This window comes from Trabulsiella guamensis ATCC 49490 (assembly GCF_000734965.1).
Classification (GTDB): Bacteria; Pseudomonadota; Gammaproteobacteria; order Enterobacterales; family Enterobacteriaceae; genus Trabulsiella; species Trabulsiella guamensis.
Genome location: NZ_JMTB01000117.1, coordinates 184,891 through 200,218, shown reverse-complemented (window position 1 = coordinate 200,218; position 15,328 = coordinate 184,891). Strand labels below are relative to the sequence as shown.

Genomic DNA, 15,328 nt, shown 5'->3' with positions numbered 1-15,328 from the left:
AGCCAGTTTAGCTCACTGACGATGCAGTTAATCTGCCATGGTAATGAACCAGGTAAAATACCCGAATAAACAGCCAACTTCAGGGCTCTATTAATGTCCTTAAACGTCTTTTGCCGGAGACACAGGGTTAACTTCAGATTGCAGCAGCAATTGATGCTCATAATCGGAGTAGAGGTCAGGGAACAGACCGGAAAACCACCCCAGGTTTATCGGATGGCCTGTTCCCTGGATTTACAGTCCAATCATGTATCATGCTTTACGCTTCAGTAAAAGTGGCCTGGTCTATCAATTTGTCAATATCTAACATTTTTAACTGAGCTTTACATATTCACCCGGCGACTAAATTACCAGTTAAGATGGAGTTCGGAATCCTTCATAAATTCTATAGAAAATATACATAACACATTAGGATTAATCCTCTTTAAAATTCATATCGTATTATTGTTGCATATAATTAGCTAACTATCTCCATCAATAAGACACAAAATAATTAGTCAGGTAAGAAATGATGGGAACGTAGAAGGTTGTAACGTTTTAGTAACAATGGCCGTATATAATGCAGGTTTTCCTAATGATGAAAAATTACAGTCGTCCGATTCGTTGTATCAGTTGTGAAGTATCTTGTCAGTTATATCCTGATAAAACAGTAAGGTCAAGTTACTGTAGCTACGAAGTCTTTTCAATCTGGCCTGATGGCAATAACTTCCTGAAGTCAGGTATTATTTATTCGTTATTACTAAAGAATAAAAATCATTTATTATCACCTTTTGTTTTTGTCGACTTTTCGCTTCCAAATCTACGTTATTTTGTCGATCAGGAATGGATTGATTATCTGACAAAAACTGGAATGCGCATTGTCATTATCACAGATAATAGTCTGATTCCGTTGGCAAACTACTGGCTTGAAAAAAGTGACAACATTCATGGAGTAATCTATGCTGACGATGATGAATTAATTAGGGATAAAAAAATTAAGCAGTTATTTATGGGGCGACTTGTAAATAAAAAACGTGGTCGGACATTAAACTTTGAAGAAATTACTCTTCTCAACAGGTTTTTATCAGGAACAGATATCCAGCAGGCTATCGTTATTGATAATCTCGATGAGAAGAAAGTTTATGTCCATAAATTTCGTCTTGAGAAAAAACTTGGGCACAGTATCCGTAATATAATTTCTCATATTCTGTAGCGTACTCCGACTGATGTATTCTCTTAAAACAACAGAGAGTGATTGTATTGTAAGTACACCAGGAATGCCTGTATCATTTCCCGCATGTGTATTATCATATTTCAGTGCTTTAATCCGAATAGACTAGTTTACCTCTCGAAGGATTCTGCAATATCCAGATCATCAGTAACGTTACGGCCAACTCATCTTCCAATTGTATTTCAGTTCGCTGTCATCGTTTTATCTCAAGAAGGCTGTTTATTGTTGAAAAGGGATGCAGAAACTACACCTATACATTTTAGAAGAAAAGCATCAGTATGTTGCATGTCTGGCGTTCCAGTGGGTTTACCCGTCATCAGTACAGTGAACTTCACAACATCAAGTTTTCTACTTTCAGTGAATGACCTCTGGATACAAACCCCAGAGTCAGTAAAGTTCGTTCCGGGTTGATCCCCATACATATTGCAAAGAAGTCAGCTCACATGACGATACCCCCGGTTGTCAATGAACAAGTTATGCTCTTCCTGCCTGGCGGTATACGCATGAGTTTTCTGGTTTATCCCCTATATTTTCATACACTTATTATCACTTAACTCATTACTAGTCCGGCGCCGCAGTTATTCCTGCGGCGAAAGATATCCCAATGCACAATGAGGATACCATTCTTTATAGTGATTGAAGGCTTCCTAAAGGTTCTTCACTGCCGTTAACGCGTCAGGAGAAGCTCATTCATTTTACTGTTCACTATGATAATTTAGCCCAACCTGTAAGCCCCGGAGTTAGTCGAATACAATTTATGAAGCAATAATAACTCAGTCCGTGCTGCCCCCTGACACCTGTACTGGCAAATAAATAACTGGCGTAGTTAATATGCATATCAGCCCCCATCTGTTACACAACACTTCATCACAGTCTTATAACAACATTAGCGTGTTTCTGAACCACTCAGCAATGCTCTGTACTGCCAGTGAGTACCGGGGGTATCATCTGAGCAGATATATAATTATATTGCCACAAGTTGCCTGACGCCCTGAGCCTCCATCTTCTTACCAGGGCCATGCTGGATGATCGTACCCCGCGACATGACCAGATACTGATCTGCCAGTTCAGCAGCAAAATCATAAAACTGTTCTACAAGCAAAATCGTCATATCTCCACGACTGGCAAGGTTACGGATCACCGAGCCGATCTCTTTGATAACCGAGGGCTGAATCCCCTCCGTGGGTTCATCCAGAATCAGCAACTGCGGGCGGCAGGCCAGCGCCCGACCAATGGCGAGTTGCTGCTGTTGTCCGCCGGAGAGATCCCCGCCCCGCCGCTGTTTCATCTCACGCAAAACAGGAAACAATTCATAAATCTCCCCGGGCACGCTTTTTGCCTGACGACCAGGAAAACGCGACAATCCCATTAACAAGTTCTCTTCAACTGTCAGACGAGGAAAAATCTCCCGCCCCTGCGGTACATAGGCAATTCCCTGTTGCACCCGCTGGTGTGGTTTAAGGTGATTAATCGGCCAGCCATGCCAGTGAATGGTGCCGGATTTTGCCGGAATAATCCCCATCAGGCATCTAAGCAGCGTGGTTTTCCCCACACCGTTACGCCCCAGCAGGCAGGTAATTTCACCCGGAGGGGTTTCAAACGACAGACCACGCAAAATATGACTGCCACCGTAATACTGGTTTAACTCTTTAACCTGCAACATGTTTAGCGCCCCAGATACACATTAATAACCTGCTCGTTCGCCTGCACCTGACGTAACGAGCCTTCAGCCAGTACCTGCCCCTGATGCAGCACGGTCACATAGTCGGCGATAGACTCCACAAACCCCATGTCATGTTCCACGACCATCAGCGAGTGTTTCCCTGCCAGTGCACGAAACAGTTCGGCAATATACTCGGTTTCGGCATCTGTCAGCCCGGCGGCGGGTTCATCCAGCAGCAGTAAATGCGGTTCCTGAACCAGTAATATGCCGATTTCCAGAAACTGCTTTTGGCCATGGGAGAGTAACCCGGATGGGTGATGTCGGTATTCCGTTAAACGCAGTTGTTGCAATACCTCATCAATCCGATCCCGTTGCTCCCCGTTAAGCTTCGCCCGCAGGCTGGTCCACACCGACTTATCCATTTTTTGTGCAATTTCGAGGTTTTCCATCACGCTCAGGGCTTCAAATACGGTAGGTTTCTGGAATTTACGCCCAATGCCTGCGCGACTAATTTCCACGGGGGACATCCCAGTCAGGTCAATGTTCTGGTCGTAGGTTAACTTCCCGCTGTCTGGTCGCGTTTTACCGGTGATAATATCCATCAGTGTGGTTTTTCCAGCGCCATTTGGCCCGATAACACAACGTAATTCGCCGACACCAATCGATAGCGAGAGATCGGTCAGCGCACAGAACGAATCGAAAGTGACGTTGATTTTTTCCAGTTGCAGCACCGGATCAGTTGTTTTGCGGTAGCGATCCTGAAGTTGCGGCTGGGTAAACAATGAATCAGTCATGTTTCCTCCGTTTGATCAGGCCAGCCACGCCGCGCGGCAGAAAAAGCGTCACGAGGATAAACATGAGCCCGAGGAAAAATAGCCACATATCCGGGAAAGCCACGGTAAACCAACTCTTGGCACCGTTGACGATACCTGCACCCAGGATCGGCCCAATCAGTGAACCACGCCCGCCGAGCGCTACCCAGATTGCTGCTTCAATTGAGTTAGTCGGCGACATTTCGCTGGGGTTGATAATTCCCACCTGAGGTACATACAGCGCGCCTGCCAGTCCACACAGCACGGCAGATAACGTCCAGATAAAAAGCTTGTAGCCCTTTGGATCGTAACCGCAGAACATCAGTCTGTTTTCAGCATCGCGCACCGCAGTGAGCACCCGGCCAAACTTGCTGCGCGTAAGCATTATGCCGATAGCCAGTGAACCAGCCAGCAATAGTACTGTCGCCACAAACAGCGCAATGCGTGTCCCGGTAGCCGACACCGGAAATCCCAGTAGCGTAGTAAAGCCGGTAAAACCGTTATTGCCGCCAAAGCCCGTTTCGTTACGGAAAAACAACAGCATACTGGCATAGGTCAGCGCCTGGGTCATAATCGAGAAGTAGACATCTTTAATACGCGAGCGAAAAGCAAAGTAACCAAACACCAGAGCCAGCAGACCCGGCACGAAGATCACCAGACACAGCGCCCAGGCGAAATACTGCGTTCCGGTCCAGAACCATGGCAGCTCCGTCCACGAAAGAAACGACATAAACGCCGGCAGACTGTCACCGGATGCCTGACGCATCAGGTACATGCCCATCGCATAACCACCGAGGGCAAAAAACAGCCCGTGCCCAAGTGACAGCAACCCCGCGTACCCCCATACCAGATCCAGCGCTACCGCTACAATGGCGTAGCAGAGAATTTTGCCGATCAACGTCAGCGTGTATGTGGAAATCGCCAGCGGGTTGCTCGCAGGCAACAACGCGAGAAAAGGCAGGATCAGCAACATCGCAAGGAGCAACGCAGAAAGCGTGCATACCAGGCGCGGCGCGCGGCGAACAATAGTTAATGTAACTGGTTGGCTCATCAGTCAATTACCCGCCCTTTGAAAGAAAACAGCCCTTGCGGCCGTTTCTGAATAAACAGCACGATCAAGACCAGGATAGCGATCTTGCCCAGCACCGCGCCAATTTGTGGTTCGAGGACTTTGTTGAGTATCCCAAGCACCAGCGCCGCGACCACCGTCCCCGCCAGTTGCCCGACGCCACCAGTGACTACCACAAGGAAGGAGTCGATGATGTATCCCTGTCCCAGTTCCGGGCCAACGTTGCCCAGTTGCGAGAGCGCCACACCGCCCAGTCCGGCGATACCGGAGCCTAAACCAAAGGCCAGCATGTCGACGCGCCCGGTCGGCACGCCACAACAATCGGCCATCCGGCGATTTTGTGTCACCGCTCGCACATTCATCCCCAGCCGGGTTTTATTCAGTAGCAGCCAGGTGAGCGCCAGCACGCCGGTGACAAAAATAATCACCGCGATGCGGTTATACGGCAGTACCAGGTTTGGCAAAACCGACCAGCCGCCAGAGAGCCATTTGGGGTTAGCCACTTCAAGGTTCTGCGTGCCAAACAACACGCGTACCATCTGGATGAGCATCAGGCTGATCCCCCAGGTCGCGAGCAACGTCTCCAGAGGGCGACCATAGAGGTGGCGAATAATGGTACGTTCAAGCAACATGCCGATAGTGGCAGTAATAAAGAACGCCACCGGCAGCGCCACCAGCGGGTAGATAGCCAGCCAGTCTGGAGCGAGTCGCTGAAACAGGTCCTGTACCAGCCAGGTGGAGTACGCACCGAGCATCAACATTTCGCCGTGTGCCATATTAATCACGCCGAGCAGCCCGTAAGTGATCGACAACCCCAGTGCAGCCAGCAGAAGGATAGATCCGAGCGAAATCCCACTGAACGCCTGCCCCAGCCAGTCGCCCCATTTCAGACGTTGCTGTACCTGCTTAAGGCTCTCCATGGCAGCTTCCCGCATAGCGGAATCTGGCTCATTTTGCGACTGTGTCAGCCGCATCAGGCTGGCCTGCACTTGCGGGTCGGCGGCTTCGCCAAGCAGTTTGACCGCCTGCAAACGCCGCTCAGCTCGGCTGTCGGAAAGTTGTAAGTTCGCCACTACAATAGAGAGCGCGGTATGGACACGGTCGTTATTCTCTGCCGCAAGGCGCGCGCTGAGAAACGGCAGTTGGTCGGCCTGAGCGCTGTTTTGCAGGGCTATCGCCGCACGCAGCCGCACACTGTCATCCGGGCTCAGCAACTGGTGCGTTGCCAGCGCGCTGGCAACAAAACCGCGAATACGGTTATTCATAAACACTTTTTTCGTCGCGCCAGCGGGGACAGCATCACCTTCCAGCGCCACCTGTTTGCCATTCTGCTCGTTGAAAAGATGGCCGTTCACATCAGTGACCACCGTTTCGTCATTCAACGCCTGCAATAGCGGCAAACGCGATGCTTCCGGCGCGGCGGACCATTGTCGAAGCAATTGCACCTGTTGCGCGCTGCTGGCCTTACCATAATCAGCGGCAGGCCCTGCCATCGCGGAGGCGTTCATCAACAGGCAGCCGAAAAAGAGAAAACCCAAAACCGGGAATATTTTCATTGTGTCAGTGTCTTTTGATGGATATCCGGCAAGACCGGAACATTCAACCACTGCCAGGGGCAACAATCCTGCCCCTGGCGTTTACCGCGTGGGCTTATTTACTGCCAGTCTTCACCGGATAATCTGGTTTCGTATCATTACCGGTGATGTACGGACTCCACGGCTGCGCGCGGATCGGCTGATCGGTATTCCACACCACGTTGAACTGGCCATTCTCTTCAATTTCGCCAATCATCACCGGCTTGTGTAAGTGATGGTTGGTGGCATCCATGGTCAGCGTAAAGCCATCTGGTGCGGCAAACGTCTGCCCCGCCATTGCCGCCCGCACTTTATCCACGTCGGTGGTTCCTGCTTTCTCTACCGCCTGTGCCCACATATGGATGCCGACCCAGGTCGCCTCCATCGGGTCGTTGGTCACGACAGTGTCAGCATTCGGCAATTTGTGCGCTTTGGCATAGGCGCGGTAATCAGCTACAAACCTGGTATTCACCGGGTTGCTGACCGATTCAAAGTAGTTCCATGCCGCCAGATGGCCGACCAACGGTTTGGCATCAATGCCACGCAGTTCCTCTTCCCCCACCGAGAAGGCTACTACCGGAACATCAGTCGCTTTGATGCCCTGGTTGGACAGCTCTTTATAAAACGGCACATTGGAGTCGCCATTGATGGTGGAGATCACTGCGGTTTTGCCGCCAGCGGAGAATTTCTTGATACTGGAAACAATAGTCTGGTAATCGCTGTAACCAAACGGGGTATAGACTTCTTCAATGTCTTTATCCTGGACGCCTTTGGAGTGCAGGAACTCACGCAGGATCTTGTTGGTGGTCCGCGGATAGACATAGTCAGTGCCGAGCAGGAAGAAACGTTTTGCGCTGCCACCGTCTTCACTCATCATGTATTCTACCGCAGGGATCGCCTGCTGGTTTGGTGCCGCGCCGGTATAGAACACGTTCGGAGACATTTCTTCACCTTCATACTGCACCGGATAGAACAGCAGGCCATTCAGCTCTTCAAATACCGGCAGCACCGATTTACGCGATACAGATGTCCAGCAACCGAAAACAACCGCGGCTTTATCCTGGGTCAGCAACTGGCGCGCTTTTTCCGCAAACAGCGGCCAGTTAGATGCGGGATCGACCACTACCGGTTCCAGTTTTTTCCCCAGCACGCCACCTTTGGCGTTAATTTCATCAATGGTCATCAACGCCATGTCTTTCAGCGGCGTTTCTGAAATCGCCATGGTGCCGGAGAGGGAGTGCATGATCCCCACTTTAATGGTGTCTGCGGCGTACGCCTGTAACGACAAGCCCATGCTCAAAAAAGTGGCTGACAGGGCAAAAGCTTTCAGTAAAGAACGTCTTTTCATTACAAAACCCCTAAATGATATTGAGTAATTGATATTCCCCACCGCACGGGTGGGGCAGAACCTCGGCTACGGTGAAACAGGTTGTAAACTCGCCTGCTGAAGCATGTGTAAAGTGATTTTTCTGACCTCAGCTTTGCTCTGGGAAATATGCCCGGTCAGAATGCGCTGCGCCTCCTCTGTTTGTTGTTTCAGGATCGCCTGTAAAACACGGGCATGTTCGTTGTAAGTCGCGTCAACGCGGTCATCGCGGGTGAAATCGAGATGGCGAATGATGCGTATCTTCTCGGTTAATTCCACATGCACCCGTGCCATTTCACTGTTGCCGCTGGCGTGAACCAGCGTGGTGTGAAATTGCTCATCCTGAAGCGATAATGCTTTTCCCGGATCCATGCGCGGCAAATCAATCCAGAAGCTGACCAGCGGCGCCAGATGTTCTGAACATATGCCCGGAGGCATGCCACACAGGCGACGTACAGCTTCCCTTTCCAGCACGATACGGAAGTCGTACAATGTTTCGAAATAATTGAAATCAAATGGTTTTACTTGCCAGCCGCTGCGCGAATACACCTGGACATAGCCTTCATGCTCAAGCCAGAACAAAGCCTGACGTACCGGTGTACGGCTGGCGGACATCCGCTCTGAAATCTCGTTCTCGCTGAAATGCGCGCCCGGCATCAGGCGAAAATCGAAAATGTCATTTTTCAGCTCGTGATAGATGCGCTCCGCCAGACCTTCGGCTCGTTTTTTACCGCCCTTCTCGCTCATCATTACGGCCTCTCTTATTCCAGCCACAGCAACGTGTCACCGGGGCTGACCGGACGTCCAGGCTGGCAGGCGATGCGTTTGACTCTGCCGCTCTGTGGCGCCGTGATGGCAAGTTCCATTTTCATTGCTTCGACGATGACCAGCGGCTGACCTTCCGCCACGTCATCGCCCGGACTGACTACCACTTTCCAGATGTTGCCATTCATATCGGCACAGACCGGTGATGCATCGTCATCAATCTCTTCTACGGCTTCGGGAATCTGACTTTCCGCCGCCGTGACCTGATCTTCCTGCTGCCAACGCTCTACCTCCGCCTCGAAGGCTTCTGCCTGTCGCGTGCGGAAATCAGCAATCTCTGCGGCGTTGTCGTGCAGGAACTGCAAATGTTGGCGGAAATCAAACACCGTCTCTTCAATACGGATGGACGCGCGACCTTCGCGGAAATCATCACGCAGTTGCGTCAGTTCCTCTTCGCTCACCGGATAGAAACGCACCTGGTCAAAGAAGTGCAGCAGCCATGGCTGGCCTGCGGAGAATTGTTCGTTTTTGAGGAACTTGTTCCAGATAGGCAGCGTGCGTCCTACCAGTTGATAACCGCCGGGCGAGTCCATGCCGTAAATGCACATATACATCCCGCCGATACCCACAGTCCCTTCGGCGGTAAAGGTGCGCGCCGGGTTGTATTTGGAACTGAGCAACCGATGGCGCGGATCGAGCGGCACTGCGCAGGGTGCACCAAGATAAACATCGCCCAGGCCAAGGATTAGATAGCTGGCGTTAAAAATGGTCTCTTTCACCGTCTCACGGTCAGGTAATCCATTGATACGCTGAATAAAGTCGACGTTGTTCGGCAGCCAGGGTGCGGCAGAACGCACCGTGTCTTTGTAGCGGCTGACAGCATCAAGCGTGGCGCTGTCTTCAAAGGCCATTGGCATGTGCACGATACGTGATGGTACTTTCATCTGGCTGACATCGCCAATACGCCACTCCAGTTCCAGCAACAGCGCCACCAGTTCCTGCTGGTCGATCGCCAGACTGTCATAGCGAACCTGTAAGGAACGCACGCCTGGCGAGAGCTCTTTTACACCTGGATGCGCTCGCTTATGCAGTTGCTCCATCAGCAGGTGAACTCGCAGGCGCAGCGCCAGATCCAGCACGTTGTCGCCATATTCGATCAGAATGTAGTTATCGCCAGCCTGGCGATAGACAATCGCTGGAGCTCCGGCAGCTGCGGGTAGCGACACCAGCACGGTGGCTGAAACGCCGTCACGCTCGGCGAGCGAAGGCGTTGCGTACTCGCCGGGATGGCTCGCGTGCAACGTTTCAATACTGCGCTCCTGCGCTTTTTCCCGCGCCACGGCTTCCTCCACGCTGATCGGGTAGAAACGGATCCGATCGCCTGGTTTAACCTGTCCGACCTTCCATAACTCCGCTTTGGCGATGGTTACCGGGCAGACAAAACCACCAAGACTTGGACCATCACGGGTGAGGATCACCGGGAAGTCGCCAGTAAAGTTAATGGCTCCAATCGCGTATTCGCAATCGTGAACGTTAGAAGGATGCAGACCGGCTTCGCCGCCGTCTGGCCGTGCCCAGCCAGGTTTCGGACCAACCAGTCGAACGCCCAGACGATTAGAGTTGTAATGCACCTGCCAGTCACTGGCGAAAAACTCATCAATGGAGTCCTGGGTAAAAAAGTCCGGCGCTCCATGCGGCCCGTACAGCACGCCGATACGCCACAGCTCGCCATAGACCGGGATCAGCGACGGGCTTAGTGCCTGCGGTTCACTCACCGGGGCAGGCGTAGTGCAGGCGACCAGTTCCGGATTAGAAATCGACAGCAGATCGGCAACTTTCAGCGTGCGGCCAGCGTGACCGCCAAACTGCCCGAGTGCAAAGGTGGAACGGCTACCGAGATATTGCGGCACATCAATGCCGTTACGTACCGCCAGGTAGGCGCGACAACCGTTCTGCACGCGGCCACAGGCCAGCGTCTGCCCCGCTTTCACAGCGACTGGCTGCCACAAAGGTACGGTTTCGCCATCCAGAGTAGCCAGGCAATCTGCGCCGGTCAGGGCGATCACTGCGTCGCTGTGAAACTGTAATACCGGGCCCTGCAGCGTGAATTCCAGACCCGCCGCTGCTTCGTGATTACCGACAATGCGGTTAGCAAGGCGAAAAGCAAAATCATCCATCGGCCCGGAAGGCGGCACGCCGATATCCCAGTAACCGAGTCGTCCCGGATAATCCTGAATACTGCTCCAGGTCCCCGGTTGCAGAACTTCAATCACCGCAGAGTGGGTGACATAGCTGTCGAGCATCCGTGTCCAGACGTTCCCGCGCTGAAAAGCGTTGCTGGCGGTAATTTGTCGCAGGTAGTCGAGGTTAGTGGTGATGCCATGCAGACGGGTGGCATCCAGCGCCGCCTGTAATTTCTCCTGAGCCTCTTCGCGGTTTTTCCCCTGAACAATGAGTTTGGCGATCATCGGATCATAAAATGCTGACACTTCACTGCCGGTAGTGACGCCGGTATCAACACGCACGCCTTCCGGGAAAGCAACCTCGGTTAATACGCCAGGGCCTGGCTGGAAGTTTTTCAGCGGGTTTTCTGCGTAGATGCGCACTTCGATAGCCGCACCCTGTGGCGCTTGTTGCAGGCGCTCCCAGTCAATCGGTTCATTCGCCGCTACGCGCAGCATGCACTCCACCAGATCCAGCCCGGTGACGCACTCGGTAACCGGATGCTCAACTTGCAGACGGGTGTTCACTTCCAGAAAGTAGAACACATCCAGTTCAACGTCATAGATATATTCCACGGTGCCCGCGCTACGGTAACTGACCAGCTTACCGAGCTGCACGGCGGAGTTCAGCAGCGCCTCACGAGTGGCGGCAGGCAAATGCGGCGCAGGAGTCTCTTCCACTACTTTCTGGTTACGACGTTGCAAAGAGCAGTCACGTTCCCCGAGCGCCACTACATTGCCTTTACCATCGCCAAATATTTGCACTTCAATATGGCGGGCACGGTCAATGCAGCGCTCGACAAACACCCCGTCGTCACTGAAAAAATGCTCGCCCAGCCGACGTACACTTTTCCACGCCAGTTGAAGACCCTGAGCATCCGCGCAGCGCGTCAGGCCAATACCGCCGCCGCCCGCAGTGCTTTTGAGCATTACCGGATAGCCAATCTTCTCCGCTGCTTCCAGCGCCTCATCCAGTGTGTCAAGCAGCCCGGTGCCCGGCGTCATCGGTACGCCCGCCTCGGCGGCCAGTTCGCGCGCACGGTGTTTCAGACCAAACTCGCCAATCTGCTGTGCGGTTGGCCCGACAAACACAATTCCGGCCTGTTCGCAGGCGGCGGCAAACGCCACGCTCTCAGACAAAAATCCGTAACCCGGCCAGATAGCCTGTGCCCCCGTTTCCAGCGCCGTATCAATAATTTTGTCGATGCGCAGATAACTGTCACTTGCCTTCTCTCCGCCCAGTGCAATAGCGATATCCGCCTGTTTTACATGCTCAGCGTTTTTATCCGCGTCGGAATAAACCGCCACACTTTTGATGCCCAGACGTTGCAATGTGCGGATGGCGCGACAGGCGATTTCGCCCCGGTTGGCAATCAGTACGGAATTAAACATGTTCGTTCTCCCGGCTGGCAATCCAGTTACGCCAGCCTTTGAATTCAGTAATATCGGTGGCATTGATCAACGCTACCGGTTCGCAGATAAAACCTTTCACCCAGCGTCCGTCGGACAGTTCCAGAGAACCGATGCCCAGCGGAGCGGGAATTTCCGCGACAAATTCGCCAAATCGCGCAAGTGGAATGTCCCACAGTTCCACTTCAATGGCTGCACCTGACGCCTGGCGCACAATTCCTGGCTTCGCTGGCTGCGTATCCGCCAGTGCGTACAGCCGGTAACATGGCGCCGTTTCGGTCGTTTCGACAAAAACAGCGTCACGCGTGGTGAGCTGGAAATTAAGTGGCATATCGCGCAGGTGTGCGCCAGCCACCGCTACGCGCATGTGACAGGGAGAGACGGGAAGCAAAACGTTTGAGGGGGTAAAATCCTGACCTGTTGCCCCCAGCGGCAGTGCCTGTTGTTGCTGCCAGCGCAGGCCAAACTCAGCCAGCGCACGGTCATGCCATGCCTGAGCAATAAGGGTGATGCCTGCCGGTAGCCCGTCCAGGCGAAACGCGGCAGGTAGCGCCAGCGCACTCAGATCGGCAAGGTTGGTAAAGTTGGTATAGGTGCCAAACTGAGAGTTAAAGAGGATGGGTTCCTGTTTCATCTCTTCAATGGTGTGAATTGTCGGCGAAGTAGGCACCACCAGCGCATCGACATCGTTTAAAGCATTCTGGATCTGCAATGCCAGTTCGGCACGCAGGTACTCCGCTTTAAAGACATCCACGGCGCTGTAGTTCAGCCCGGAAGAAATAATAGTGTGGACGGTAGGATCCATCTGCTCTGGTGTTTGCAACATCCCACCAACGGCCACAGTGCGCTCAGCCACCCACGGCCCCTGATAGAGTTGTTCGGCGAGCTGGTAAAACGCGGTGAAATCGATAGGTTTAAGTGTTGCACCACTGGCCTTCAGCGCCTCCAGCGTATTTTCCCAGGCGTTTTGCGCCTGCATATCGCCAAAGAATTTCATCTCTGCGGGGATGGCGAAAACCGGATTTTGCGGTAACGCAGCTGGCGCGGTGGCCGGATTAGCGCGGGAATAGGCGTCCTGCACATCTTCTCCCCCCGCAAGCGTTGCAATGTAAAAGGCATCTTCCACGGTGAGTGCAAAGATGGAGAGTGTGTCGTTGAGACGGCAGGCAGGAACCACGCCTTTTGCGGACAACCAGCCCTTGGTGGGTTTTAACCCGACAATGTTATTAAACCCGGCCGGTACGCGCCCGGAACCGGCGGTATCAGTGCCAAAGGCAAACGGCACCAGGCCGCGGGCTACTACTGAGGCCGACCCGGAACTTGAACCGCCGCTCACCCAGGCGCTATTGAAGGTGTTTGGTACTGTGCCAAACGGTGAGCGGGTTCCTGAAAGCCCCGTGGCAAACTGATCAAGATTAGTTTTTCCAATCAGCACAGCGCCAGCGGCTTTGAGCCGGGCAACAGCGGTTGCATCATGTTCAGCAATGTAGGTAAAGGCCGGACAGGCTGCACTGGTCGGCCAGCCAGCGACATCAATATTGTCTTTTACGGCAAAAGGAATGCCGAATAGAGGAAATGCATCTGGATTATTACGATAAAGCGGAAGCAGATAATCTAATTGTGTTTGTAACTGCGCTTCACTGGCAATAACAAGCCATGCGTTATCATCAGTAGAAAGCGAATCAACACGCTCTTTTAAGAGAGCAAAAACTTCATTACTGTTCCGCCTGATTTGTTGCTGCCATGCCGCCAGTGTTTTTCCTGTCATGAATGCCATCTTTGAATTCCTGCTGGTATACAAGATAGAATTCAAATAGCAACACACATGCCAGATATGTAACGCATTGTTTTGCATAATCAAAACAAAAGCAAATATAACCAAAAACAACCAGATGCACTATTTCAGCGCAATAAAGCATTATTACAGTGCAATTTGCCATTAAAAATACATATTTAATTCATAAACAACATAACAATATATTATGAAAGTTAAAAACTACTTCAAGGTGCTAATCAAATATATCCTCCACTCGGCAACGCACCAGTTGTGGCGCACCAGTTGAGACCAGTATTATAACTGCTCATGGTGAAGCAAAAAAAACAATGACAACATATTCTCGTTTATAAAGTGTATCTTAGCGCTACTATTTTTAGAGACTCAGGCAAAAAGTCAATGACCTCTGGTATCGGCGGCAGGTACTAACCTTCGGATGGTTCAGTGATATGATTACCTGTGGCTACGGATGGTGTACTCAGCGTATACCGTCAGATTTTCGAAAAATGCGAGCAAAAGGGGAAAAATAGAGGTAGACATACGCTTACTTTCGCTTTCTTTGTAACAATAAAAAACGACGGAATAGTTTCAGAAGCCAGCTACTCTGGTATTACCTGTGCGGCGACTACATTCGTCAATAACGGCACTGAAGGTAGTTCCTGATGTTCATGTATGAGCGGGAAAATGCCATGGTACCATAGACAACCTTCAGATAACTGCCATGTCACTGTCCCTATGCTGTGGGGTTATGTCATTTTTCATATGACTCCATGGCTCAGGGCACGCACAAGAAAATTTGCAGGTTAGAGGACAAAGAAACATCTACACGGCAGACAACGATTGGGAGTACCACAACGATATGGTCAGCATGGACTCGTAAATTACCGTCAGCAACCGAGCAAATTAGTGAAGAAGGTCAGGCAGGTCTCCGGAGAGAGCACATTTTAGCGGTTTTCATGCTTCATTTTCATCGTTGAAACGAAGTTATGTCACGCCAACAGGACAACAGTCCTCATTTGTAAAAGAAACCACCAAAAACGAGCAGTCAACTCATTTCAAAATTACGCCTGAGCGGTCTCAGGATTGATGATGATGCCGCAGTAACAGCACTGATATTTATCGGCTACTCGCCAAACTATAAGCCCGGTCCTTTCTGCTTGCGTTTTGCTCTGCCGATGGATGACAGGCATCATTTATTGGATTTTTCTGAGAATTAACTATGGATGCTCATAGAAAGCTGGTGAATGATGTTAGGTTTATTTCTCCAGGTATTTGTGGTTTGTTGTAGTTAAGGCAGTGAATCCCGCTATGCGCAGGGGCTATACGGAAAAACTTGTTAGTTACGATTACACCTATTGCGGGATACTTCGTCCGTTGGGTATCTCACCAGGAAGCACCTGGCACTGCCTTTTTTCCTTTATTATCCAATTTATTTCGTTTATTACATGGAGTTTACGGTGCTCTGG

Annotated in this window: 9 protein-coding genes; 1 reads left to right on the top strand and 8 read right to left on the bottom strand. The window is 51.5% G+C overall.

Annotated features, from left to right (window positions below; genetic code table 11):
• Positions 1-571 precede the first annotated feature (571 nt).
• Entirely contained in the window at positions 572-1,189 is a 618-nt protein-coding gene (locus GTGU_RS21385; protein ID WP_038162134.1) for a hypothetical protein, read from the top strand.
• A gap of 982 nt (positions 1,190-2,171) precedes the next feature.
• Here GTGU_RS21385 and urtE read toward each other — a convergent pair.
• The 8 genes from urtE to atzF form a co-directional block, all read right to left on the bottom strand.
• On the bottom strand, positions 2,172-2,870 hold the full coding sequence (gene urtE / locus GTGU_RS21380; RefSeq protein WP_038162131.1) for an urea ABC transporter ATP-binding subunit UrtE: 699 nt from the start codon (positions 2,868-2,870) through the stop codon (positions 2,172-2,174).
• Between the two features lie 2 nt (positions 2,871-2,872).
• Positions 2,873-3,664: an urea ABC transporter ATP-binding protein UrtD gene (gene urtD / locus GTGU_RS21375; protein WP_038162128.1), complete on the bottom strand. Its 792-nt coding sequence runs from the start codon at positions 3,662-3,664 to the stop codon at positions 2,873-2,875.
• The gene (gene urtC / locus GTGU_RS21370; RefSeq protein WP_038162126.1) at positions 3,657-4,733 is read right to left on the bottom strand and encodes an urea ABC transporter permease subunit UrtC; all 1,077 of its coding nucleotides are present in this window, start codon (positions 4,731-4,733) and stop codon (positions 3,657-3,659) included. The genes urtD and urtC overlap by 8 nt, the downstream gene beginning before the upstream one ends.
• On the bottom strand, positions 4,733-6,307 hold the full coding sequence (urtB, locus tag GTGU_RS21365) for an urea ABC transporter permease subunit UrtB (protein WP_038162123.1): 1,575 nt from the start codon (positions 6,305-6,307) through the stop codon (positions 4,733-4,735). Before urtB ends, urtC begins: the two co-directional genes overlap by 1 nt.
• A 94-nt stretch (positions 6,308-6,401) precedes the next feature.
• Entirely contained in the window at positions 6,402-7,673 is a 1,272-nt protein-coding gene (gene urtA / locus GTGU_RS21360) for an urea ABC transporter substrate-binding protein (protein ID WP_038162120.1), read from the bottom strand.
• A 66-nt stretch (positions 7,674-7,739) separates the two neighbouring features.
• Positions 7,740-8,441 carry a GntR family transcriptional regulator gene (locus tag GTGU_RS21355; RefSeq protein ID WP_038162117.1) on the bottom strand — a complete coding sequence of 234 codons (702 nt, stop codon included), beginning with the start codon at positions 8,439-8,441 and terminating at the stop codon, positions 7,740-7,742.
• An 11-nt stretch (positions 8,442-8,452) separates the two neighbouring features.
• Positions 8,453-12,070 (bottom strand): urea carboxylase, encoded by a 3,618-nt coding sequence (gene uca / locus GTGU_RS21350; protein WP_038162114.1) that lies wholly within the window; start codon positions 12,068-12,070, stop codon positions 8,453-8,455.
• Complete coding sequence (atzF, locus tag GTGU_RS21345) at positions 12,063-13,865, bottom strand: allophanate hydrolase (protein ID WP_038162109.1); 1,803 nt, start codon at positions 13,863-13,865, stop codon at positions 12,063-12,065. Before atzF ends, uca begins: the two co-directional genes overlap by 8 nt.
• Positions 13,866-15,328 lie beyond the last annotated feature (1,463 nt).

Coding starts and splice junctions, on each gene's coding strand:
- GTGU_RS21385 (WP_038162134.1), top strand. CDS start 572: ATGATGAAAAATTACAGTCGTCCGATTCGTTGTATCAGTTGTGAAGTA.
- urtE (WP_038162131.1), bottom strand. CDS start 2,870: ATGTTGCAGGTTAAAGAGTTAAACCAGTATTACGGTGGCAGTCATATT.
- urtD (WP_038162128.1), bottom strand. CDS start 3,664: ATGACTGATTCATTGTTTACCCAGCCGCAACTTCAGGATCGCTACCGC.
- urtC (WP_038162126.1), bottom strand. CDS start 4,733: ATGAGCCAACCAGTTACATTAACTATTGTTCGCCGCGCGCCGCGCCTG.
- urtB (WP_038162123.1), bottom strand. CDS start 6,307: ATGAAAATATTCCCGGTTTTGGGTTTTCTCTTTTTCGGCTGCCTGTTG.
- urtA (WP_038162120.1), bottom strand. CDS start 7,673: ATGAAAAGACGTTCTTTACTGAAAGCTTTTGCCCTGTCAGCCACTTTT.
- GTGU_RS21355 (WP_038162117.1), bottom strand. CDS start 8,441: ATGATGAGCGAGAAGGGCGGTAAAAAACGAGCCGAAGGTCTGGCGGAG.
- uca (WP_038162114.1), bottom strand. CDS start 12,070: ATGTTTAATTCCGTACTGATTGCCAACCGGGGCGAAATCGCCTGTCGC.
- atzF (WP_038162109.1), bottom strand. CDS start 13,865: ATGGCATTCATGACAGGAAAAACACTGGCGGCATGGCAGCAACAAATC.